Here is a 23,217-nt window from a genome sequence, read left to right as displayed (position 1 = left end):
CTGTGACAAGACCAGCCCGAAACGTTCGAACCGGAGGACACGATGGGTAACCCGCTGAAGAAGACCATGGTGTATCTCGGCCTCGCCGACGAGGAAGAGGTCTACGAAGAGGAGACGCCGGCACCCGCCCGCGCCCAGCGTGAGCGTGAGCGTGAAGAGCCGGCTCCGGCTCCCGTCACACCGCTCCGTCGTCCCGTCGCCGTCCGCCAGCCTGCAGCAGGAGCCGTGAACGAGATCCTCACCGTCCACCCGAAGCAGTACCGCGACGCCCAGCTGATCGCGGAGAGCTTCCGCGAGGGCGTCCCTGTCATCATCAACCTCTCCCAGATGAGCGACGCCGACGCGCGCCGCCTCATCGACTTCGCGAGCGGTCTCTCCCTCGGCCTCTACGGCCGGATCGAGCGGGTGACCTCCAAGGTCTTCCTGCTCTCGCCGGAGAACATCGCGGTGTCCGGCCACGGGGGTATCGCGCACGCAGACGCCGAGTCTGCGGGCTTCGACCACTCGTAGACCGTGCAGCTGGTCTCGGTCCTCGCCAGCATCGTCCACCTGGTGCTGCTGGTCTACATCCTCGTGCTCTTCGCGAGGCTCATCCTGGACTACATCCCGATGTTCAATCGGGAGTGGCGTCCCAAGGGCTTCGGTCTCGTGGCCGCGGAGGCGGTGTACACGGTCACCGATCCGCCCATCCGGTTCTTCCGGCGGATCATCCCGCCGCTGCGTATCGGTCAGCTCTCGCTGGACTTCGGCTTCGCGCTGACCCTTCTGGTCGTCCTGATCCTGATGAACATCGTCCGGTTGTTCATCCGCTGACCACCCCGCGTGTCGCGCCCGGGGACGGCGGCGAGTTCGCCGAGCCTGGGTGTCGTGGCATCGCGACCCCAAGGCTCGGGGGCTATGCTGGCACCCAGGTGCGCGCCCCGGGTTCGCGCCACATCACGAACACGCCATACATCGGTACTGGCAATCGAACTCATCGAAAGAGGAGCCACCCATGGCACTTACCCCGGATGACGTCGTCACCAAGCAGTTCCAGCACGTCCGCTTCAAGGACGGCTTCGACCCGGACGAGGTCGACGACTTCCTCGACGAGATCGTCATCGAGTGGCGCAAGGCCCTCGAGGAGAACGCCGAGCTGAAGGCGAAGCTTGCCGCGTACGAGTCGGGCTCCACGCCTGCTCCCGCTGCGGCCGCCGAGCCGGCCGCCGCTGCTCCTGCCCCGGCGGCTGCCGCCGAGGCTCCCGCCGCCGACGCCGCACCGACCGGCTCCGCGACCGCGACCGCCGGCATCATCGAGCTCGCACAGCGTCTGCACGACGAGCACGTGGCCGAGGGTGAGGCCAAGCGCAACCAGCTCATCTCCGAGGCCGAGGCCGAGGTCGCCCGCATCCGCACGGAGGCCGAGGCGAAGCAGCGCGAGGAGACCGCGCGCCTGGAGCGCGAGCGCAACACGCTGGAGGCCCGCATCACGGAGCTGCGCAACTTCGAGCGCGACTACCGCTCGCAGCTCCGTGGCTACATCGAGGGCCAGCTCCGCGAGCTCGACGAGAAGTCGGCGTCGACGGACTCCACGCCGGTCTCCGCGATCGGCCTGTAAGGCGCCCTCTTGTCAGGACGTCGTCCCCTTCGTCGGTCGGCGGCCGGTGCGATCGTTGCGATTCTCGCAGCGGTCGTGCTGGCCGCCGATCAGTATGTGAAGTACCTCACGATCGAGAACCTGCCGCTGCATGAGGTTGTCCCGGTCCTCGGAGAGTTCCTCCAGCTCTACTACGTGCGCAATCCCGGCGCGGCGTTCTCCCTCGGCTCGGGGGTGACCTGGATCTTCACCATCGCGCAGGCAGTCGTCGCGGGCGTGATCGTCTGGAAGGCGTTCGGGCTCCGGTCTCGCCTCTGGGCGGTCGTCCTCGGCTGCCTGCTTGGGGGCGTGCTCGGCAACCTGTCGGACCGCCTCTTCCGCGAGCCAGGATTCCCCGTCGGCCACGTGGTCGACATGATCTCGATGCCGTGGATGATGCCGGCCATCTTCAACGTCGCCGACATCTTCATCGTCACCGGGATGATCTCGGTCGCCCTGCTCGTCGTGTTCGGACTGCGCTTCGACGGCACGCGGGAGAAGGACCACGCCCCGGTCGAGACCGACGAGGACGCCGAGGCCGCTGCCGCGTCCGAGGGGCGCTGAGCGTGGAGTCCCGGTCGCTGCCCGTCCCGGACGGGCTCGACGGCACACGCGTGGACGCCGCCCTCGCCAAGCTTCTCGGGTTCTCGCGGACCTTCGCGGCGGAGGTGGCCGCTTCCGGCGGCGTGCGTCTGGACGGCGTCACCCTCGACAAGTCGGACCGGCTGCGGGGTGGTGCCTGGCTCGATGTCGAGTGGCAGCCGAAGGAAGGGCCGAAGATCGTGCCCATCGCGGTGCCCGAACTCGGCATCGTCTACGACGACGAGGACATCGTCGTGGTGGACAAGCCGACCGGCGTCGCCGCCCACCCCTCGCTCGGGTGGGAGGGGCCCACGGTCGTCGGTGCTCTCGCCGCCGCCGGGTTCCGCGTCGCGACCAGCGGCGCCCCCGAGCGTCAAGGCGTCGTGCACCGTCTCGACGTCGGCACGAGCGGTCTCATGGTGGTCGCCAAGAGCGAAGCGGCGTACACCGCTCTCAAGCGGGCGTTCAAGGAGCGCACGGTCGAGAAGATCTACCACGCAGTGGTGCAGGGGCATCCGGACCCGCTCGTGGGCACGATCGATGCGCCGATCGGTCGGCACCCGAACCACTCCTGGAAGTTCGCGGTCGTCCCGGACGGCAAGCCTTCCGTGACGCATTATGAGACCCTCGAGGCGTTTCCGGGGGCCTCGCTGCTGGAGATCCACCTGGAGACGGGCCGCACGCACCAGATCCGCGTGCACATGGCGGCACATCGGCACCCGTGCGTCGGGGATCCGCTCTACGGCGCCGACCCGACGCTCTCCGCCCGCCTCGGACTCACGCGCCAGTGGCTGCACGCGCATCAGCTGGCCTTCGCGCATCCGACGACGGGGGAGTGGGTCCAGTTCGCCTCGCCCTATCCGGAGGACTTCCAGCATGCGTTGGACGTGCTGCGCGGGGAATAGTCCATCCGCCGGGGCGTCGGGGCGCCGGTGTCCGTGGTCTCCGCCACACTGACCGCATGAGCATCGTGGTGCGCCCGGCGACGGTCTTCGATGACGTCGCCGCGGTCGTGGGACCGAAGAAACCGACGTCGAACGTCTGCTTCTGCCTGAGCTATCGGATCGGCAACAAGGAGAACGTCTCCCTTCGCGGTCCCGCACGGGCCGAGCGGGTGCGTGAGCTCTGCCACCAGGATCCTCCTCCCGGCGTGCTCGCCTACCTCGACGACGAGCCGATCGGCTGGGCGGCGTTGCACCCTCGACGCGATACGAGCTTCGCGCGCAATCGCCTCATCCCGCACGTCGACGACCTCGACGTGTGGTCCCTGTGGTGCTTCCGGGTCCGCCCTGGGCACCGCAAACAGGGTGTCTCCCACGCCCTCATCGCGGGCGCGGTCGCCTACGCGCGCGAACGGGGCGCACCCGCGATCGAGGGGTATCCGGTCGACAACGCCGGTGCGAAGGTGAACCTCACGATGGCGTACGTCGGGACGCGGCGTCTCTTCGAGAGCGCGGGGTTCGCGAAGGCGGCGGACACGGGCTCCGTCCTCGACGGCTTCCCCCGCGTGCTCATGCGGCTGGACCTCCGCGAGAAAGCGTGAACCGTCTTCCGCTACCGGGGCAATACAGAGTGTGAACACAGACAGCGAGGTCATCGCTCGGTCGCTCGACGAGCCGCGGGCGTTCTCCGCCATCTTCGAGCGGCATGTGCGTCCGGTCGGCGGGTACATCCGGCGGCGTGTCGGCGAGGATGCGGTCGACGACGTGCTCAGTGAGACGTTCCTGGTCGCCTTCCGCCGTCGAGCTTCTTTCGATCTCGATGTCGCGTCGGCGCTGCCGTGGCTCCTGGGCATCGCCACGAGGATGATCAAGCGGCACCGCGCGGCCGAAGTACGGCAGTGGCGGGCTTTCGAGGCCACTTCGGGCACCGAGGGGCCCGCGGAGCACCCGTACGCGGCGTCCGACGCGCGGCTCGACGCCGATGCCGCCCTGCGAGCACTCGCGCCCCGCATCGCCGGGCTCCCGGCCAGGGACCGCGACGTGCTGCTCCTGCATGCCTGGGGTGATCTCACCTACGAGCAGATCGCCGTCGCCCTCGGCATCCCGGTCGGGACGGTGCGGTCGCGGCTCAACCGGGTCAGACGACGGCTCGCCCCGCCGGGTTCGCGCGGGCAGACCCGACTCACATGGATGGCGAAGGAGGAGAGCGATGCTGCTTATGGAACGAGTGCGTGACCTCGGCGCGGATCAGGCGGAAGCCTCGGACGAGAGCATCCGTCGTGCCCGCGCCACGCTGGCTGCCGCGGTGTCAGCCGCGCGTGCTCCGCGGGGCGGACGACGACGGGCGCGGGTGTGGACCGGCCTCGGCATAGCGGGGCTGACGGCCGGGGCCGCGGTGGTGGCGCTGGGCGCCGGAGGTCTCCTGTTCCCGGTGATGCCCGATGCCGCCGCTGCGGCGGTCCTCGAGCAGGCGGCGAGCGTCACCGTCGATGCCCAGGATCTGACCCCGGAGGAGGGACAGTACATCCGGATCGAGACCGTCGACGAGTTCGTCCAGTTCTGGGATGGAGACGCCGCCGACGACGGCGACGACGACACCTTCGCCTTCAACGCCTCCCGGGAGACGGGGGACGCGGCCGTCCTGGTGAGGGACACACGGGTGCTGTACATCCCTGCAGACCGCTCGGCCGACTGGTTCTACGACTGGGGGAACGCCAAAGTGGTGCGGTCGTTCGGCGCGCAGGGCACGCGGGCCGCACAGGAGTGGCCCTCGTCACCCGGTGCGGCGATCCGCGAGCGCGGCACGGTGCAGGTCCTCCCCGGGGGCGCCTGGCCGGTCGGCGAGGGCGATCCGCCGCCCGTTCCGCAGTTGGCGGACGGCTATCGCCCCTACTACGCCGAGATGCCGCGGGAACCGGCGGCGCTACGGGACTGGCTGCGCGACCGGTCCGGGCTGGCCGACGAGGAGGGTGATCGGTGGGTGGTGGCGAGCCTCTCCGACCCCTCCGCGATCAACCTCATGCCGGCCGAGCTGAGAGCGGCCTTCTTCCGCGCGATCGCCTTGATCCCGGGCTTCGAGCTGGTCGACGAGGGCGACGGCACGGCCACGCTGCGCTATGCGGTTCCCGGCCACCGGACGACGACCATCGTGGTCGACACGACGCACGGACTCGTGGACTCGATCGCGGAGGGCTACGGGTCCGGAGGGGTCATCGGAGACACGCCGGAGTCGACGACGAGCGTCGTCACCGAGGTGGTGGACGAGGTGCCGTGAGGCCGGCCGATGTCGATGGCCGAACGTAGACTCGAAGCATGGCATCCGACTCCTTCGTCCACCTGCACGTGCACAGCGAGTACTCGATGCTCGACGGGGCTGCGAAGATCAATGCGATGACGCAGGCTGCGGCCGATTACGGCATGCCGGCGATCGCGGTGACGGACCACGGGAACACCTTCGCGGCGTTCGAGTTCTACAACGCCGCCCGCAATGCCGGCATCAAGCCGATCGTGGGTCTCGAGGCGTACGTCACCCCGGGCACGCACCGCAGCGACAAGACCCGCGTGCAGTGGGGCTCGGCGGACCAGCGCAGCGACGACGTGTCCGGCTCGGGCGCGTACACCCACATGACCATGTGGAGTCAGAGCACGGAGGGCATGCACAACCTCTTCCGGCTGAGCTCGCTGTCGAGCATGGAGGGGTACTACTTCAAGCCGCGTATGGACCGCGAGCTGCTCCAGACGTACGGCAAGGGGCTCATCGCCACGACGGGGTGCCCGTCGGGAGAGGTGCAGACGCGGTTGCGGCTCGGTCAGTACGACGCCGCCCGCGCGGCCGCAGCGGAGTTCCAGGACATCTTCGGCAAGGAGAACTACTTCGCCGAGATCATGGACCACGGCCTGTCGATCGAGCGCCGGGTCATGACGGATCTGCTGCGTCTCGCGAAAGACCTCGGCATCCCGCTCGTGGCCACCAACGACTCGCATTACACCCACCAGCACGAGGCTGACGCCCACGCAGCCCTGCTGTGCGTGCAGTCCGGCTCCACGCTCGACGACCCGAACCGCTTCAAGTTCGACGGCGACGGGTACTACATCAAGACCGCCGCTGAGATGAGGCAGCTCTTCCGGGACCACCCGGAGGCCTGCGACAACACGCTCCTGATCGCCGAGCGGTGCGAGGTCGAGTTCAACACCTCGGCGAACTACATGCCGCGGTTCCCCGTGCCTGAGGGTGAGACCGAGGACAGCTGGCTCATCAAGGAGGTCGAGAAGGGCCTCCACTACCGGTACCCGAACGGCATCCCGGACAAGGTGCGCAAGCAGGCCGAGTACGAGACCGGCATCATCCTCCAGATGGGCTTCCCCGGCTACTTCCTCGTCGTCGCCGACTTCATCAACTGGGCCAAGGACAACGGCATCCGCGTCGGTCCGGGGCGTGGCTCCGGTGCGGGTTCGATGGTCGCCTATGCGATGAAGATCACCGACCTCGACCCTCTCGAGCACGGTCTGATCTTCGAGCGGTTCCTCAACCCGGACCGCGTGTCGATGCCCGACTTCGACGTCGACTTCGACGACCGCCGCCGGGGCGAGGTCATCGAGTACGTGACCCGGAAGTACGGATCCGAGCGGGTCGCACAGATCGTCACGTACGGCACGATCAAGTCGAAGCAGGCCCTCAAGGACGCCGGGCGCGTCCTCGGCTTCCCGTTCAGCATGGGCGAGCGGCTCACCAAGGCGATGCCGCCGGCCGTGATGGGCAAGGACATGCCCCTCGACGGCATGTTCGACTCCGCGCACCCGCGCTACAAGGAGGCCAGCGAGTTCCGGGCTCTCATCGAGACCGACCCCGAGGCGAAGACGGTCTTCGACCGGGCACTCGGCCTCGAGGGGCTGAAGCGGCAGTGGGGCGTGCATGCTGCCGGCGTCATCATGTCGTCGGAGCCCCTGCTCGACATCATCCCGATCATGCGCCGCGAGCAGGACGGCCAGATCGTCACGCAGTTCGACTATCCGTCGTGCGAGTCCCTCGGCCTCATCAAGATGGACTTCCTCGGCCTCCGGAACCTCACGATCATCTCGGACGCGCTCGACAACATCCGCATGAACCGGGGCGAGGAGCTCGATCTCGAGCACCTCGGTCTCGACGACCCCGCCGTCTACGAGCTGCTGGCCCGCGGCGACACGCTCGGCGTGTTCCAGCTCGACAGTCCGCCGCTGCGTTCACTCATGCGGCTCATGAAGCCGGACAACTTCGGTGACATCTCCGCCCTCATCGCGCTGTACCGTCCGGGGCCGATGGGAGCGAACTCCCACACCAACTACGCGCTGCGCAAGAACGGGCAGCAGGAGATCACCCCGATCCATCCCGAACTCGCGGAGCCGCTCGCCGAGATCCTGGAGGAGTCCTACGGGCTCATCATCTACCAGGAGCAGGTCATGGCGATCGCGCAGAAGGTGGCCGGGTTCAGCCTCGGTCAGGCCGACATCCTGCGCCGAGCGATGGGAAAGAAGAAGAAGTCCGAGCTGGACAAGCAGTACGCCGGGTTCGCGGCGGGAATGACCGAGCGCGGCTTCGGGGAAGGAGCGGTCAAGGCGCTGTGGGACATCCTCCTGCCGTTCTCGGATTACGCCTTCAACAAAGCGCACTCCGCCGCGTACGGTCTCGTGTCCTATTGGACCGCCTATCTCAAGGCGCACTACCCGGCCGAGTACATGGCCGCCCTCCTCACGAGCGTCGGCGACTCGAAGGACAAGATGGCGCTCTACCTGAACGAGTGTCGCCGGATGGGGATCAAGGTGCTCCCGCCGGACGTCTCGGAGTCGATCAACTTCTTCGCGGCCGTCGGCGATGACATCCGCTTCGGTCTCGGCGCCGTCCGCAACGTCGGCACGAACGTCGTCGACGGCATCGTGCAATCCCGCAAGGATGAGCGGTTCACCTCGTTCCACCACTTCCTCGACAAGGTGCCGCTGCACGTCGCCAACAAGCGCACGGTCGAGTCGCTCATCAAAGCCGGGGCCTTCGACTCCATGGGGGACACCCGTCGGGCCCTCCTCGAGATCCATGAAGACGCCGTGGAGGCGGCGGTGGACCGGAAGCGCAACGAGGCTCAGGGCGCCATCGGCTTCGACTTCGACAGTCTCTACGACGGCATGGAGGAGGCGGCCCCCGCGAAGGTGCCTCCTCGTCCCGAGTGGATCAAGAAGGACAAACTCGCCTTCGAGCGGGAGATGCTCGGCCTCTACGTCTCCGACCACCCGTTGGCTGGCCTCGAGGTCCCGCTCGCGAAGCATGCCTCGATCTCCATCCACGACCTCAACAACTCCGAGGACCTGCAGGACGGCGATCAGGTCACTGTGGCCGGCCTCGTCACGAGTGTCCAACATCGTGTGGCGAAGGCGAGCGGAAACCCCTACGGCATGATCACCGTGGAGGACTTCAACGGCGAGGTCACCGTGATGTTCATGGGCAAGACGTACCTCGAGTTCCAGCACACTCTGCAGCAGGATGCGATCCTCGCCGTGCGCGGTCGGGTGTCGCGCCGCGACGACGGGCTCAACCTGCATGCGCAGTCGGCGTTCGCGCCCGACGTCGGCTCCTTCGACGCGGCGGGTCCGCTCTCGCTCGTCCTCGCGGAGCAGCGCGCCACTGAGCGGGTCATGACGGAGCTGGCGGAGGTACTCCGGCGGCACAGCGGGGACACCGAGGTGCTGCTGCGCGTGCACCGCGCGGGCACGGCGAAGGTGTTCGAGGTGCCCATGCCGGTGAAGGTCTCCGCCGACCTCTTCGGTGACCTCAAGTCACTGCTCGGACCAACCTGTCTGGGGTGAGCGGGTAGGATCGGGAGCCGTCGAGAGCACCGGAAAGACGTGGTGCGCCGACGAGGAAAGGACGACTATGAGCACGGATCTTCCCGAGCCGGACACCGAAGCGGTGTTCAGCGATGAGGACGGCGTCCTCTACGACGACGAGGTCACGCCGGAGTACGGGATCCTCGGTTTCACGCTGCGCGAGCTGCTGATCGTGGGCGTATGGGCAGTCTCCTTCCTCGTCTCCTTCTTCCCCCTCAGCGGGGGCATCTCGCTGTGGGGCATCGGCATCCAGTGGATCCTGCCGATCGGCGTGCCCACCGTGGCCGTCTTCCTCCTTGTCCTCCGGCGTTTCTCGCCGGACGGGATACGGAGAGTCGGGTCGCTCGGAATCGACCAGTTCGCCTCCGTGGCGTTCTCGGTGTCGGCCTGTGTCTGGGCAGGGAATCTGTGGCTCGCCCTCTCCGCCGTCATCTCCACCGGCAATTGGGGTCTGCCCTGGAACGCCGTCGTGCAGGTCATCACCTCGACCGCGCTCGTCGTGCTCACCGTCTTCGCGCCGCTCATCCCGGGGCTCAAGGAGGACTTCCAGGGGCGTCTCGTCACGCTGGCGCACCGCAACGCCAATCCGGTGCGCCCGGTGATCGCACGGCCGCGTCCCGAGGCGACGTCGAGCGGATCCGCCGCCGAGTCCCCTGCGGCCGCCGAGTCTCCCGTTGCGGCAGCCGAGGGCGAGACAGCCGTGATCTCCGACGCCGACGCCGATGCCGAGCAGGGCACCGCCGACGCGGACGCCGCCGATCTCCGGGACGCCGACATCGACACGAGCGATGTGTCGGCGAGCGGCGCAGATCGCGTCCCTCTCACCGCGCATGCCTCGGGTGGGGGAACCGGAACCGTGCCGGTCTCCGCGGAGGACGAGTACACACCGGTCTACTCACGGCGCTCCCGCGGAGAGCAGCCGGAGATCGTTTCCGACACCGGCAGCATCGAGTCGCTGCTGGGCGCCAAGGCGCTCTCCGAGGAGGAACTCGCGGCCGCGCAGGAACCGGCATCGGATGATGCGACGGCGGTGCACTCCGTCATCGACGATCACCAGGCAGCCGCCCCGCGTCGGAACGCGCCCGAGGCGCAGCCCTTCTGGATCCTCGCCCCGACGGAGCGCGACGTGCACGACGAACGCGGAGAGCCGATCTTCCGCATCGGTCCGACCGCCTGGGCGCTGGTCATCGAGGATCGGGGCGGGGCGTTCGTCGTGCGCCACGATGACGGGCGCATCGGCTACCTCCACGACATCGCAGGCATCACGAAGGGCTGACATGCGCACGATCGATCTGCGGGGGCGCGAGCTCTCGCCCGCTGACATGCTCGCAGCCGTTCCGCGCGCGACCCAGGCGCGAGCCGAGGCGCTCGACACCGCCGCGCGTCTTGTCGACGACGTTCAGGATCGCGGCGAGGACGCGCTGCGGGAACAGGCGGAGCGGTTCGACCGGGTCACCGGGCACGCCGTGCGGGTGCCGGAAGCACACCTCGCGGAGGCGCTGTCGAACCTGGCTCCGACGGTCCGCGCTTCCCTCGAGGAGGCCATCCGACGTGTGCGCCTGGCCTCGGCCGCGCAGGTTCCCGCACCGCAGGTGACGAGGATCGGCGAGGGAGCGACCATCACGCAGCGCTGGCAGCCGGTGGCCCGTGTCGGGGTCTACATCCCCGGGGGCAAGGCCGTCTACCCGTCGAGCGTCGTCATGAACGTCGTTCCCGCGCAGGTCGCGGGGGTGCAGCAGATCGCCCTCGCCTCGCCGCCGCAGGCGGACCAGGACGGTCGCGTCCACCCGACCATCCTGGCCGCCGCGGCGCTGCTCGGGGTCTCCGAGGTCTATGCGATGGGCGGAGCTGGAGCCATCGGTGCGCTCGCCCACGGTGTCGCGAGCCTGGGGCTCGATCCCGTCGATGTCGTGTCGGGACCGGGAAACAACTACGTCGCGTCGGCGAAGCGGGCCGTCGCCGGGGTGGTCGGCACGGACTCCGAGGCCGGCGCGACCGAGATCCTCGTCGTCGCCGACGCCGACGCCGACCCTCGTCTCATCGCCGCCGACCTCGTCAGCCAGGCCGAGCACGACGAGCAGGCCTCGGCCGTCCTCGTGACGGATGACCTGGAGATCGCGGAGCAGGTCCGCGCAGAGGTCGAGCAGCAGGCCGCGCGCACCCGGCACAGCGAACGCGTCAGGGCCGCGCTGTCCGGCCCGCAGTCGGCGATCGTGCTGGTGGACGACCGAGCGACGGCGGCCGCGTTCAGCAACGCCTACGCCCCCGAGCACCTGGAGCTGCACCTCGCGGATGCGGAGGAGGCGGCAGCCGCCTTCACGAGCGCCGGTGCCGTGTTCGTCGGCGACCAGACGCCCGTCAGCCTCGGTGACTACATGGCCGGAAGCAACCACGTGCTGCCCACCGGTGGTCAGGCTCGCTATGCACCGGGCCTGGGCGCCTATACGTTCCTCCGCCCACAGCAGGTCGTCTCCTACGACCGCTCGGCCCTGGCCGCTGTTCGGGAGGGTGTGGTCGCGCTGGCCGAGACCGAGGTGCTCCCGGCCCACGGCGAGGCGATCGAGGCCCGCTTCACCGCGTAGGATCTGTCAGATGCACTGCCCCTTCTGCCGTCACCCCGACTCCCGGGTCATCGACTCCCGCACCAGCGACGACGGGCTCTCGATCCGTCGGCGCCGTCAGTGTCCGGAATGTGGAGGACGGTTCTCCACGACGGAGACGGCGAGCCTCAACGTCATCAAGCGCTCCGGCGTCATGGAGCCCTTCAGCAGGGAGAAGGTCATCTCCGGTGTGCGCAAGGCCTGCCAGGGGCGTCCCGTGACGGAGGCGGACCTCGCGATCCTGGCGCAGCGGGTGGAGGAGGCGGTCCGGCAGACCGGCGTCTCCCAGCTCGACACGAACGAGATCGGCCTCGCCATCCTGGGGCCGCTCCGTGAGCTCGACGAGGTCGCCTTCCTCCGCTTCGCGAGCGTCTACCAGGCGTTCGACTCGCTCGAGGACTTCGAGTCCGCGATCAGCGACCTCCGGGCCGACCACGCGAAGGCGGAGGCGGCGGACCGGTAATCTGGCAGGGATGTATCCGCTGCTCTTCCGCGCCGTCCTGTCGCGCTTCGACCCCGAGTTCGCCCACCACGCCGGCATGGCGGTGATCCGCGTCCTCGGTGTGCCGCCGCTCTCGTGGGCCACCCGCGCGATGACCCGCCCCGACCCTTCGCTTCGCGTCGAGGCCCTGGGGCTGACGTTCCCGTCGCCGTTCGGCATCGCGGCCGGGTTCGACAAGAACGCCGTCGGCGTCCGCGGCCTCGCCGCGCTCGGCTTCGGGCACGTCGAGGTCGGGACGGTCACCGCCGTCCCGCAGGAGGGCAACCCGAAGCCGCGCCTGTTCCGACTGGTCGCGGATCGCGCGGTCATCAACCGCATGGGCTTCAACAACCAGGGCGCGGACGCTGCCGCCCGCCGCCTCGCCCGCCTCCGCCGTGGTGCCCCCGACACGGTGATCGGCGTGAACATCGGCAAGAGCCGCGTGGTGGATGTGGAAGACGCCGTCGACGACTACGTCGCCTCCGCCACCCGCCTGGCTCCGCTGGCCGACTATCTCGCGGTCAACGTCTCATCGCCGAACACTCCGGGGCTGCGGGGCCTGCAGGCGGTGGAGACCCTGGCGCCGTTGCTGCGCGCCGTCCGTGACGCGGCCGGGTCCACCCCGCTGCTCGTGAAGATCGCCCCCGATCTGTCGGACGATGAGATCACCGCGATCGCGCGGCTCGCCGTCGAGGAAGGGCTCGCGGGCATCATCGCTCACAACACGACGATCAGCCGTGACGGACTGCGCACCGATGCCGCCGTCGTCGAGGCGGCGGGCGCGGGCGGTCTGTCCGGCGCGCCACTCAAGCAGCGGTCGCTGGAAGTCCTCCGGGTCGTGCGCGCCGCGGTCCCCGAGGATTTCTGCGTGATCGCGGTGGGCGGCGTCGAGACGGCCGCCGACGTGCAGGAGCGTCTGGATGCCGGGGCCACCCTGGTCCAGGGCTACACGGCGTTCCTCTATCGCGGCCCGTTCTGGGGTCGCGAGATCAACCGAGGACTGGTCAGTCCGGGTACTGCCCGCGCTTGACCTGCGGCTTGGGCAGGCGCATGAAGCGCATCTGCAGGGCTCGCATGCCGGCGTACCAGCCGAGACCCTTCTCGACGCGGTCCTTGCCGAACTTCGCGGCCGCCTTGCGCTTGACCCGCATGCCGAGGAGGATCATGCCGCCGATCGCGATCACGAGGTACGCCATCATGAACAGGTACGCGTAGAACGAGATCATCATGTTCGTCGGCAGCAGCGAGGCCAGGATGACGAGCACCATGACACCCATCACGAACTCGGCGGGGTGCCAGCCGGCGTCGACGTAGTCGCGTACCCATCGGCGCTGCGGGCCCTTGTCACGCGCGGGGAGGTACTTCTCCTCGCCGGCGGCCATGCCGGCCTGCGCCTTCGCGCGGCGCTCGTTCAGCTCGGCGCGAGCCGCGGCCTTCGCCTCCTTGGTGTTCGCCACGAGGGGGCGGCGACGCGCAGCCTCCTGCTCGGCGCGGGTCGGCGTCGCGCGTCCCTTGCCGACGGCAGGCGTCTGGGGGGCGTCGTCGTTCGTCGAAGGGGAGGCGGGGGTAGTGGCCACGAGGTTCCTCGGTTCGCTGGGGTGGGTCGCCTTAAGATTACTCGCATGACCTCACCTGCACTTCCCAGCGAGTCCGACGCCGCCGTCCTCGAAGCCGTCGCCACCGGCATCCCCTCCGCGCTGTCGGACCTTGGAAGCCTCGTGCGTATTCCCGGCATGGCCTGGCCCGCCTTCGACCAGGCTCAGCTCGAGCGCAGCGCCGACGCCGTCGCCACGCTCGCGCGCGGCACCGGGGTGTTCGACGAGGTGAGGGTGCTCCGTGCCGACATCCCCGGCACAGACGAGCAGGGCCAGCCGGCCGTCCTGGCGACCCGCGCCGCGCGGAACGGCAAGCCGACGATCCTCCTCTACGCCCACCACGATGTGCAGCCTCCGGGGGATGACGCCCTGTGGGAGACGCCGCCGTTCGAGCCGACCGTGCGCGACGGGCGCCTCTACGGCCGCGGAGCCGCGGACGACAAGGCGGGCATCATGGCGCACATCGGCGCGATCCGAGCGGTCGCCGACGTGCTCGGCGACGACCTCGACCTCGGGATCGCGATGTTCGTCGAGGGGGAGGAGGAGTACGGCTCGCGGTCGTTCGCGCAGTTCCTCTCCGACAACAAGGACGCCCTCCGCGCCGATGCGATCGTCGTCGCGGATTCCGGCAACTGGGATTCCGTCACGCCGGGCCTGACCGTGTCTCTCCGCGGCAACGCCCGCTTCACCCTGAAGGTGCGCACGCTCGACCACGCCTCGCACTCCGGGATGTTCGGCGGCGCCGTGCCCGACGCGATGATGGCGACGGTGCGACTCCTCGCCACGCTGTGGAACGAGGACGGCTCCGTCGCGGTCGACGGGATGACCGCTCGGGATGCCGAGACGCCCGAGTACACCGAGGAGACGCTGCGCGACGAGGCCGGGCTCCTCCCGGGGACGACGCCCATCGGCGACGGCACGATCCTCAGCCGCATCTGGAACAAGCCCTCCATCACGGTCATCGGCATCGACGCGACGAGTGTCGCTGCCGCGTCGAACACGCTGCTCCCGGAGGTGACCGTGGTGATCAGCGCCCGTGTCGCGCCCGGGCAGTCCGGCCAGGATGCCTACGAGGCTCTGGAGCGTCACCTCCATGCACACGCGCCCTTCGGCGCCGAGCTGACCTTCTCCGATGTGGACCTCGGCAACCCCTTCCTCGTGGACACCAGCGGGTGGGCCGTCGCGCTGACCCGGGAAGCCATGCGTGACGGGTACGGGGTGCCCCCGGTGGATCTCGGTGTGGGCGGGTCCATCCCGTTCATCGCGGATCTCGTGCGGGAGTTCCCGCAGGCGCAGATCCTCGTCACCGGTGTGGAGGATCCGCACTCCCGCGCGCACAGCCCCAACGAGTCGCTGCATCTGGACACCTTCCGGCACGCCGTAGCGACCGAGGCACTGCTGCTCGCCCGTATGAACGCGCGGGAGATCTGAGCCTTCCGTCCGCACCGGCGGTAGAATCGTCGGAGAGCCCGTACCCGGCCCGTCCTGAGGAGCGACATGAGCGACACCACCCTGTCCGCAGAGACCACGAGCGCACACGGCGTCACGCTGACGGACGCCGCCGCCACGAAGGTGAAGAACCTCCTGGAGCAGGAGGGACGCGACGACCTGCGTCTGCGCGTCGCCGTGCAGCCGGGCGGCTGCTCGGGCCTGATCTACCAGCTGTACTTCGACGAGCGCTACCTCGAAGGCGACGAGACGGTCGACTTCGACGGTGTCGAGGTCATCGTCGACAACATGAGCGTTCCCTACCTCGACGGTGCCTCGATCGACTTCAAGGACACCATCTCCGAGCAGGGCTTCACGATCGACAACCCGAATGCGGCGGGCAGCTGCGCCTGCGGCGACAGCTTCCACTGACACGTTCTTCCCGCGAACGGCCGTCGTCACCTCGTGTGACGGCGGCCGTTCGGCGTCTCAACCTGCATGGTTGGCATGAATCAGGTGTGAGGTTGCTCTAGACTTGAACATGCCTTGTCCGCGATCTGAAAGGTGCATCGTGCCCTCGAAACGCCGCCTTCGTTGGGCCGCACTCCCTGTGGGAGTTGTGGCAGCTGTGGCTCTGGCGGGATGTACTCCCACCGAGCTGAACGGCTTTCTACCGGGCTTCGTGGACGGTGGTCCGGCAGCAACCAACCAGACGGAGCGTGTCTCGTCCCTCTGGGTGAACTCCTGGATCGTTCTCCTCGCGGTCGGCGTCGTCACCTGGAGCCTCATGGCCTGGGCTGCGATCGCGTACCGCCGGCGCAAGGGCCAGACCGGCCTGCCGGTGCAGATGCGCTACAACATGCCGATCGAGATCTTCTACACGATCGTGCCGCTCATCCTCGTGCTGGGCATGTTCTTCTTCACGGCTCGCGATCAGACCGAGATCGAGGCGAAGTGGGACGACCCCGACGTGGAGATCACCGCGATCGCCAAGCAGTGGGCGTGGGACTTCCAGTACGACGGTGAAACCGATGAGGACACCGTCTGGACGATGGGCATCCAGGCCCAGCCGGACGCCGAGGGCAACATCGACCAGGCCGAACTGCCGACGCTGGTGCTCCCCGTCGACCAGAAGGTCACGATCAACCTGCAGTCCCGAGACGTCATCCATTCCTTCTGGATCATCGACTTCCTCTACAAGAAGGACATGTTCATCGGGAAGGACAACTCCTGGTCCTTCATCCCCACTCGTGAGGGCGAGTACGCCGGCAAGTGCGCCGAGCTCTGCGGCGAGTACCACTCGATGATGCTCTTCAACGTGAAGGTCGTCTCGCAGGACGAGTACGACGCTTACCTGCAGTCCCTCGAGGAAGAGGGCAACACGGGAGACATCACCGACGCGTACGACCGTCTCTCGAACCTCCCCGGCACCTCCGGGAAGACCGACACCGAGGAAGGAGAGGAGTAAGTCATGTCGACCACTGAAGCTCCTCGCACCGACGAGGCACCCCGCTCCCGTCCCACCACCCTGCCCGCGCGCCAGGCCGCTCTGATGAGCTCGTCGCGCGTCGAGCAGAAGGGCAACATCGTCGTCAAGTGGATCACCTCCACGGACCACAAGACGATCGGGTACATGTACCTCATCGCCTCGGTGATGTTCTTCCTCCTCGGCGGCGTGATGGCCCTCGTCATCCGCGCCGAGCTGTTCGCGCCGGGCATGCAGATCATCCCGACGAAGGAGCAGTACAACCAGCTGTTCACGATGCACGGCACGATCATGCTGCTGATGTTCGCGACGCCGCTGTTCGCGGGCTTCGCGAACGCGATCCTGCCGCTGCAGATCGGTGCTCCGGACGTCGCGTTCCCGCGTCTTAACGCCTTCGCCTTCTGGCTGTTCCTGTTCGGTTCGACCATCGCCGTCGCCGGCTTCCTCACCCCGCAGGGTGCCGCCTCGTTCGGGTGGTTCGCGTATCAGCCGCTGGCCAACGCCTCGTTCTCGCCGGGTGCCGGTGGAAACCTCTGGATGCTCGGTCTGGGCATCTCGGGCTTCGGAACCATCCTCGGTGCGGTGAACTTCATCACGACGATCATCACGATGCGTGCTCCCGGCATGACGATGTGGCGCATGCCGATCTTCAGCTGGAACACGCTCATCACCAGCCTGCTGATCCTGATGGCCTTCCCGGTCCTCGCCGCGGCGATCTTCGCTGCCGCGGCCGACCGCGTCCTCGGCGCCCACATCTACGACCCGGCCAACGGCGGTGTCCTGCTCTGGCAGCACCTGTTCTGGTTCTTCGGCCACCCCGAGGTCTACATCATCGCGCTGCCGTTCTTCGGCATCGTCTCGGAGATCTTCCCGGTGTTCAGCCGGAAGCCGATCTTCGGGTACAAGACCCTGGTCTACGCGACGATCGCGATCGCGGCCCTGTCCGTCGCCGTGTGGGCGCACCACATGTACGTCACCGGCTCCGTGCTGCTGCCGTTCTTCGCCCTGATGACGATGCTCATCGCGGTGCCCACGGGTGTGAAGATCTTCAACTGGATCGGAACGCTCTGGCGAGGGTCGGTGACTTTCGAGACTCCGATGGTGTTCTCGCTCGGCTTCCTCGTGTCGTTCGTCTTCGGTGGTCTCACCGGCGTGATCCTCGCGGCCCCGCCGCTGGACTTCCACCTCAGCGACTCGTACTTCGTCGTGGCGCACTTCCACTACGTGGTGTTCGGCACCGTCGTCTTCGCGATGTTCGCCGGCTTCTACTTCTGGTGGCCGAAGTGGACGGGACGCATGCTCAACGAGCGCCTCGGCTACGTGCACTTCTGGATGCTGTTCGTCGGCTTCCACATGACCTTCCTCATCCAGCACTGGCTCGGTGTCGACGGCATGGTGCGTCGCTACGCGGACTACTCCGCGGCGGACGGCTGGACCTGGCAGAACCAGGTCTCCACGATCGGTGCGATCATCCTCGGTGCGTCGATGCTGCCGTTCTTCCTGAATGTCTGGATCACCGCCCGCAAGGCTCCGAAGGTGACCGTGAACGACCCCTGGGGTTACGGTGCCTCGCTGGAGTGGGCGACCTCGTGCCCGCCGCCGCGGCACAACTTCACGTCGATCCCGCGCATCCGCAGCGAGCGTCCGGCCTTCGATCTGAACCACCCGGAGGCCGCGGAGTTCGCGACCACCGCACCCGGCGAGCGAGAGGGCCACTGAGCCATGCGCGACAACGTCATCATCTGGTGGGTCCTCACCGCGTTCTTCGCCCTTGTCGGCGTCGTCTACACGGGCTGGAACATCCTGGCTCACCCGGGGCTTCCTCTGGTGAACCAGATCGAGTGGGTCGGCACGGTCGCCCTGTTCTTCTCGGCCTTCATGGGCGCGATGGTCGCTTTCTACCTCGACCGGACGCACAAGGCGCAGAACGGCGAGCTGCCCGAGGACATCCTCACGTCGGACATCGACGACGGTGACCCCGAGCTCGGCGAGTTCAGCCCGTGGTCCTGGTGGCCGCTGGTGCTCGCAGCTTCGGCGGGTGTCTTCGTCGTGGGTCTTGCGGTCGGTCACTTCCTGCTCCCGATCGGCCTCGCGATCTTCGTGGTCGCGATCGTCGGCTGGGTCTACGAGTACTACCGCGGCAACTTCGCCCGCTGAGTCATCTCGCACCACGAAGGCCCCCGGATCACTCCGGGGGCCTTCGTCGTTCCTGTGACCTGTTCATACGCGGGTGCGGATGCGGGGGATTCCGGTCAGCGGGTCGACGGGACGGTGGTGCACACCCTCGGCGTCTTCGACGGGATATCCCTCGCGGGCCCAGTACTCGAAGCCGCCGATCATCTCGCGCACTCGATAGCCCAGACGAGCGAACTCGAGCGCGCCGCGGACACCGCCGTTGCATCCGGGGCTCCAGCAGTAGACGACGACCTCGGCATCCGCCGGGATTTCCTCCGGGGCGCGGTGAGCGATCTCGCTGTGAGGCATGTGGAGCGCGCCGGACACGCGCCCCTGGGCGAATGCCTCGCTCGAGCGGACGTCGATCACGACCAGCGCGCGGCCGGTGGCACGGTCGGCGTGCACGTCGCTGGGGTCGGTCTCGAAGGCGAGTCGGGCGGCGAAGTAGTCGAGAGGATCGATCATGAGCCCAGACTAGGGATGCGCGGGCGCCGACGACCGAGGGATTCCGTCGTGCGTCGCGCGAATCCTGCCGTCGTAGCCGGTCAGAGCGCCGCGGTCATCTGGATCCGCCGTCCGTACCGGGTCAGGCCCAGACGCTCTTCGACGGCGACGAGCTCACGGAGGAAGTCGGTGTCCGGCGTGGACTCCGCGAAGCCGCAGCGGGAGTAGAAAGGGGCGTTCCAGGGGACATCCGCGTAGGTGCGCAGCGTGAGCTGCGAGCGGCCCCGACGGCGGGACTCGTCCTGGGCCGCCAGAACGAGGGCGCGACCGATCCCGCGGCGACCGGAAGCGGGGTGGACGGACAACTGCTCCAGATGGGCGTACCCGGGTCCCTCCAGCACCTGAACGAACCCGACCGGCATGTCACCTCCGCCGGCAGCTTCCGTCGCAGGGGAGCAGGTGGCCACCAGGACGAATCCCTCCGCGCGCTGACGGTCGTCGGCTGTCGATGGCGGGGGCCAGTCCTCGGCACCGAAGCGATCGGTCAGAAGGCTGTCAGCGGCGCGCTCGATCTCCTCCAGGACGGCATGGTCCTGATCCGTCGCGTGTCGGATGAGGGTGATCATGCACGATCCGCGGGCAGAGCGGCGACCGCCTCGATCTCGACGAGCTGGTCGTCATAGCCGAGCACCGTGACCCCGAGAAGGGTGCTGGGCACGTCGTGAGCGCCGAACGCGGCGTGGATGACGTCCCAGGCCGTGACGAGGTCCCGCTGCGCGGAGGAAGCCACCAGGACGCGCGTGCTGATGACATCCGTCAGAGTGGCGCCGGCAGCCTTGAGTGCGAGCTCCAGCGTCTCGACACACCGTGCCGCCTGAGCGGCGTAGTCACCGGGGGCGGTGGTCGTCCCATCGTCCTCCAACGGGCAGGCTCCGGCCAGGAAGACCAGACGCGCGTCAGCGGGGGCGGTGGCGGCGTACGCGTACGGGGCATCGGCGAGGAAGGGAGCACGGAGGAGGCGGACGACCGAAGACATGAGACGATCCTCTCATCAGGGGAGAACGATGAAGGCCCCGTCCGAGCGGACGGGGCCTTCGCGAGGGGGAGTGACGACTACGCGTCGTCCTCCGACTTCTTCTTCCGAGGCTTCTTGACCGGCTCGGTTGAGATCACCGTGCTGGGCGTGTTCGGCGTCTCGTCGACGTGCGTCTCGTCGACGGTGAGCGGCGCATCCGGGAACCCGGCGCGCTCGTGAGCGCCCTGGATCTCGGCAGCCTCCGCCTCTTCGTTACCCGCAGTGACGTGGTGCTGGTGCGCGTCGGCGGCATCGATCTCGGCCTGCGTGAGCGGAGCGAGGCGGTCTTCGAAGAACCAGCGCGACATCGCGGAGCGGAGGTTCTCCGTCCACGGGATGCGTCCCTTGGCGTTCGGGCGGACGACCAGCGGCTCGTAGCCGTCGACGTCGATGAGCTTCCAGCGGTCGTAGACGTCGACCGGCTGGTGCACCTCGATGAACTCGCCGCCGGGGAGGCGGACGATGCGTCCGGACTCGAAGCCGTGCAGGACGATTTCACGGTCCTTCTTCTGGAGTGCGATGCAGATGCGCTTCGTGACGAAGTAGCCGATGATCGGGCCCAGGAACAGCAGCGCCTGCAGCGTGTGGATGACGCCTTCCATGGTGAGCATGAAGTGCGTGGCGATGAGGTCGGACGAGGCCGCCGCCCACAGGACCGCGTAGAAGATGACGCCGGCGACGCCGATCGCGGTGCGGGTGGCCGCGTTGCGCGGACGCTGCGCGATGTGGTGCTCGCGCTTGTCGCCGGTGACCCACGCCTCGATGAACGGGTAGATCGCGACGATGACGATGAACAGCCCGAGAACGGCGACCGGAGCCAGGATGCCGAACGACCAGGTGTGGTCGAGGAACACGATGTCCCAGTTCGACGGTGCCAGGCGCAGGGCGCCGTCAGCGAACCCGATGTACCAGTCCGGCTGCGTACCGGCCGAGACGGGGGAGGGGTCATAGGGGCCGTAGTTCCAGATCGGGTTGATCTGGAAGAACGTCGCGATCAGCACGATGGTGCCGAAGACGATGAACAGGTAGCCGCCCATCTTGGACATGTAGACCGGCATCATCGGGTAGCCCACGACGTTGTCGTTCGTGCGGCCGGGGCCGGCGAACTGCGTGTGCTTGTTGATGATCATGAGCATCAGGTGCACGGCGATGAAGGCGATGACCAGCATCGGGAGCAGCAGGATGTGCAGCGTGTACAGGCGACCCACGATGTCGGTGCCGGGGAACTCGCCGCCGAAGAGGAGGAACGAGGTCCAGGTGCCGATCAGCGGTAGACCCTTGATCATGCCGTCGATGATGCGCAGGCCGTTGCCCGAGAGCAGGTCGTCGGGGAGCGAGTAGCCGGTGAAGCCCTCGGCCATCGCGAGGATGAACAGCACGAAGCCGATCACCCAGTTCAGCTCGCGCGGCTTGCGGAACGCGCCCGTGAAGAACACGCGCAGCATGTGCACGCCGATACCCGCGATGAAGACGAGCGCGGCCCAGTGGTGGATCTGGCGGACCAGCAGGCCACCGCGGAGGTCGAACGAGATGTGCAGCGTCGACTCGAGAGCCGACGACATCGCGATACCGCGCATGGGGGCGTAGGCGCCGGTGTAGTGCGTCTCCACCATGGATGCCTGGAAGAAGAACGTCAGGAAGGTTCCGGAGAGGAACACGACGACGAAGCTCCACAGGGCGATCTCTCCCAGCATGAACGACCAGTGGTCGGGGAAGATCTTGCGACCGAGCTCCTTGACGAAGCCGGAGAGGCTCGTGCGCTCATCGATGTAGTTCGACGCGGCGCCGACGAAGCGGCCGCCGAGAGGCGCCTTGGTGTCCTTCTCGTCCTTGGACAGCGTTGCGGTGCTCAATGGCGCTCCCAGAAGCTCGGGCCGACGGGTTCGGTGAAGTCGCTGCGTGCGATGAGGTAGCCCTCGTCGTCCACGGTGATGGGCAGCTGCGGCAGCGGCCGGGCGGCCGGGCCGAAGATGACCTTCGCGTGGTCCGTGACGTCGAACTGCGACTGGTGGCACGGGCACAGCAGGTGGTGGGTCTGCTGCTCGTACAGCGCGACGGGGCAGCCGACGTGCGTGCAGACCTTGGAGTACGCGACGATGCCGTCGTAGGACCAGTCCTTGCGGTCCTCGGCTTCGATGAGCTGCTCCGGGCGGAGGCGCATCATCAGCACGATGGCCTTGGCCTTCTCCTCGAGGTAGCCCTCATCGTGACCGAGCTCCGCGAGGTCCTCCGGGATCACGTGGAACGCGGAGCCGAGCGTGACGTCGGCGGCACGGATGGGGGTGCCGTCGGGGTCGCGCACCAGGCGCATGCCCTCGTCCCACATGGTGTGCTTCAGCAGCGCGACCGGGTCGCCCGCGGTGGGGTCGTCTGGCGTGGAGTGCGGAGCAAGGCCGCGGAACAACGTCACACCGGGGATGATCGACGCGACGATCGCTGCGAACAGCGAGTTGCGGATCATCGTGCGACGGCCGAAGCCCGACTCCTCGTTCGCGTCGGCGAAGGCCTTGATGGCTGCCTCACGCGTCGAGTCCTTGCCCCGGGTGGGGTGGCGGTGCTCGACGTGCTCCTTGTCGGACATGAGGGCCTTCGACCAGTGGATGGCGCCGATGCCCAGGGCCAGCAGCGCGAGCGCGATGCCGAGACCGATGAAGAGGTTGTTCTGACGGATGTCGATGAGAGCGCCGCTCTCGATCGGGAACAGCATGTAGGCGGCGACCGCCCAGATGCTGCCGGCGAGCGACAGGTAGAACAGCGTGTAGACGGTGCGGACGGCGGCCTTCTCAGCCCGCGGGTCCTTGTCGGTCATCCGCTCGCGGTGCGGCGGAAGACCGGGGTTCTGCACGGGATCGCTGACTGCGACACCCAGCCCCGGGGAGGGCTGGTAGGCCCTGTCAAGAGCCTGCGAGTCGTCGTCGTGTGCCATGGTGCTCCTCGTACGT

At 68.0% G+C, this 23,217-nt stretch carries 24 protein-coding genes; 18 read left to right on the top strand and 6 right to left on the bottom strand.

The features are described from left to right. Positions 1-42 precede the first annotated feature (42 nt). The 13 genes from WFJ36_RS06635 to WFJ36_RS06575 all read left to right on the top strand — a co-directional run bounded on the left by WFJ36_RS06635 (position 43) and on the right by WFJ36_RS06575 (position 13,102). The gene (locus tag WFJ36_RS06635) at positions 43-510 is read left to right on the top strand and encodes a cell division protein SepF (RefSeq protein ID WP_071329837.1); all 468 of its coding nucleotides are present in this window, start codon (positions 43-45) and stop codon (positions 508-510) included. 3 nt (positions 511-513) lie between these two features. Beyond that, positions 514-813 carry a YggT family protein gene (locus WFJ36_RS06630; protein ID WP_025105081.1) on the top strand — a complete coding sequence of 100 codons (300 nt, stop codon included), beginning with the start codon at positions 514-516 and terminating at the stop codon, positions 811-813. 181 nt (positions 814-994) lie between these two features. Then, the gene (locus tag WFJ36_RS06625) at positions 995-1,597 is read left to right on the top strand and encodes a DivIVA domain-containing protein (RefSeq protein WP_071329836.1); all 603 of its coding nucleotides are present in this window, start codon (positions 995-997) and stop codon (positions 1,595-1,597) included. Between the two features lie 9 nt (positions 1,598-1,606). Beyond that, positions 1,607-2,179: a signal peptidase II gene (gene lspA / locus WFJ36_RS06620; protein ID WP_442927822.1), complete on the top strand. Its 573-nt coding sequence runs from the start codon at positions 1,607-1,609 to the stop codon at positions 2,177-2,179. A 2-nt stretch (positions 2,180-2,181) separates the two neighbouring features. After that, complete coding sequence (locus WFJ36_RS06615) at positions 2,182-3,102, top strand: RluA family pseudouridine synthase (RefSeq protein ID WP_071329835.1); 921 nt, start codon at positions 2,182-2,184, stop codon at positions 3,100-3,102. A 56-nt stretch (positions 3,103-3,158) separates the two neighbouring features. Beyond that, a complete protein-coding gene (locus WFJ36_RS06610; protein WP_071329834.1) occupies positions 3,159-3,740 on the top strand; it encodes a GNAT family N-acetyltransferase in 582 nt (193 codons plus the stop codon). A 31-nt stretch (positions 3,741-3,771) separates the two neighbouring features. Further along, positions 3,772-4,374: an RNA polymerase sigma factor gene (locus tag WFJ36_RS06605; protein WP_071329833.1), complete on the top strand. Its 603-nt coding sequence runs from the start codon at positions 3,772-3,774 to the stop codon at positions 4,372-4,374. Then, entirely contained in the window at positions 4,349-5,413 is a 1,065-nt protein-coding gene (locus WFJ36_RS06600) for a hypothetical protein (RefSeq protein ID WP_336642930.1), read from the top strand. The genes WFJ36_RS06605 and WFJ36_RS06600 overlap by 26 nt, the downstream gene beginning before the upstream one ends. A 38-nt stretch (positions 5,414-5,451) precedes the next feature. Further along, positions 5,452-8,970 (top strand): DNA polymerase III subunit alpha, encoded by a 3,519-nt coding sequence (gene dnaE, locus WFJ36_RS06595; RefSeq protein ID WP_071329831.1) that lies wholly within the window; start codon positions 5,452-5,454, stop codon positions 8,968-8,970. A gap of 67 nt (positions 8,971-9,037) precedes the next feature. Then, positions 9,038-10,267: a hypothetical protein gene (locus WFJ36_RS06590; protein ID WP_336642929.1), complete on the top strand. Its 1,230-nt coding sequence runs from the start codon at positions 9,038-9,040 to the stop codon at positions 10,265-10,267. 1 nt (position 10,268) lies between these two features. Further along, on the top strand, positions 10,269-11,573 hold the full coding sequence (gene hisD, locus WFJ36_RS06585) for a histidinol dehydrogenase (RefSeq protein WP_071329829.1): 1,305 nt from the start codon (positions 10,269-10,271) through the stop codon (positions 11,571-11,573). Positions 11,574-11,583: 10 nt separating this feature from the next. Continuing rightward, positions 11,584-12,054 carry a transcriptional regulator NrdR gene (gene nrdR, locus WFJ36_RS06580; protein WP_025105071.1) on the top strand — a complete coding sequence of 157 codons (471 nt, stop codon included), beginning with the start codon at positions 11,584-11,586 and terminating at the stop codon, positions 12,052-12,054. Positions 12,055-12,064: 10 nt separating this feature from the next. Then, entirely contained in the window at positions 12,065-13,102 is a 1,038-nt protein-coding gene (locus WFJ36_RS06575; protein ID WP_071329828.1) for a quinone-dependent dihydroorotate dehydrogenase, read from the top strand. On the opposite strand, the gene WFJ36_RS06570 is transcribed toward WFJ36_RS06575, so the two are convergent. Further along, on the bottom strand, positions 13,077-13,649 hold the full coding sequence (locus tag WFJ36_RS06570) for a DUF3043 domain-containing protein (protein ID WP_060921218.1): 573 nt from the start codon (positions 13,647-13,649) through the stop codon (positions 13,077-13,079). The genes WFJ36_RS06575 and WFJ36_RS06570 overlap by 26 nt on opposite strands. A gap of 45 nt (positions 13,650-13,694) precedes the next feature. On the opposite strand from WFJ36_RS06570, the gene WFJ36_RS06565 reads away from it, so the two are divergent. From WFJ36_RS06565 to WFJ36_RS06545, 5 genes are all read left to right on the top strand, one after another. Beyond that, on the top strand, positions 13,695-15,098 hold the full coding sequence (locus tag WFJ36_RS06565) for a dipeptidase (RefSeq protein ID WP_336642928.1): 1,404 nt from the start codon (positions 13,695-13,697) through the stop codon (positions 15,096-15,098). A gap of 66 nt (positions 15,099-15,164) precedes the next feature. Further along, the gene (erpA, locus tag WFJ36_RS06560) at positions 15,165-15,527 is read left to right on the top strand and encodes an iron-sulfur cluster insertion protein ErpA (protein WP_071329826.1); all 363 of its coding nucleotides are present in this window, start codon (positions 15,165-15,167) and stop codon (positions 15,525-15,527) included. Between the two features lie 109 nt (positions 15,528-15,636). Continuing rightward, positions 15,637-16,563 (top strand): aa3-type cytochrome oxidase subunit II, encoded by a 927-nt coding sequence (gene ctaC, locus WFJ36_RS06555; protein ID WP_071329825.1) that lies wholly within the window; start codon positions 15,637-15,639, stop codon positions 16,561-16,563. A 3-nt stretch (positions 16,564-16,566) separates the two neighbouring features. Further along, positions 16,567-18,300: an aa3-type cytochrome oxidase subunit I gene (ctaD, locus tag WFJ36_RS06550; protein ID WP_071329824.1), complete on the top strand. Its 1,734-nt coding sequence runs from the start codon at positions 16,567-16,569 to the stop codon at positions 18,298-18,300. A gap of 3 nt (positions 18,301-18,303) precedes the next feature. Next, the gene (locus WFJ36_RS06545; protein ID WP_025105064.1) at positions 18,304-18,738 is read left to right on the top strand and encodes a cytochrome c oxidase subunit 4; all 435 of its coding nucleotides are present in this window, start codon (positions 18,304-18,306) and stop codon (positions 18,736-18,738) included. 63 nt (positions 18,739-18,801) lie between these two features. Here the strand turns inward: WFJ36_RS06545 and WFJ36_RS06540 are convergent, their stop codons facing one another. From WFJ36_RS06540 to qcrA, 5 genes are all read right to left on the bottom strand, one after another. Then, entirely contained in the window at positions 18,802-19,221 is a 420-nt protein-coding gene (locus tag WFJ36_RS06540; RefSeq protein ID WP_071329823.1) for a rhodanese-like domain-containing protein, read from the bottom strand. A gap of 80 nt (positions 19,222-19,301) precedes the next feature. Next, the gene (locus tag WFJ36_RS06535; protein ID WP_071329822.1) at positions 19,302-19,826 is read right to left on the bottom strand and encodes a GNAT family N-acetyltransferase; all 525 of its coding nucleotides are present in this window, start codon (positions 19,824-19,826) and stop codon (positions 19,302-19,304) included. Further along, positions 19,823-20,236, bottom strand: a complete 414-nt coding sequence (locus WFJ36_RS06530) for a RidA family protein (protein WP_292791026.1) — start codon at positions 20,234-20,236, stop codon at positions 19,823-19,825. Before WFJ36_RS06530 ends, WFJ36_RS06535 begins: the two co-directional genes overlap by 4 nt. Before the next feature lie 77 nt (positions 20,237-20,313). After that, on the bottom strand, positions 20,314-22,128 hold the full coding sequence (gene qcrB / locus WFJ36_RS06525; protein WP_136052991.1) for a cytochrome bc1 complex cytochrome b subunit: 1,815 nt from the start codon (positions 22,126-22,128) through the stop codon (positions 20,314-20,316). Then, positions 22,125-23,201, bottom strand: coding sequence for a cytochrome bc1 complex Rieske iron-sulfur subunit (qcrA, locus tag WFJ36_RS06520; protein ID WP_071329603.1), 1,077 nt, complete (start codon positions 23,199-23,201; stop codon positions 22,125-22,127). Before qcrA ends, qcrB begins: the two co-directional genes overlap by 4 nt. Positions 23,202-23,217 lie beyond the last annotated feature (16 nt).

The organism is Microbacterium sp. MMO-113 (assembly GCF_037148555.1).
In the GTDB taxonomy this organism is placed as follows: Bacteria; Actinomycetota; Actinomycetes; order Actinomycetales; family Microbacteriaceae; genus Microbacterium.
This window is presented reverse-complemented; position numbering and strand designations above follow the sequence as displayed.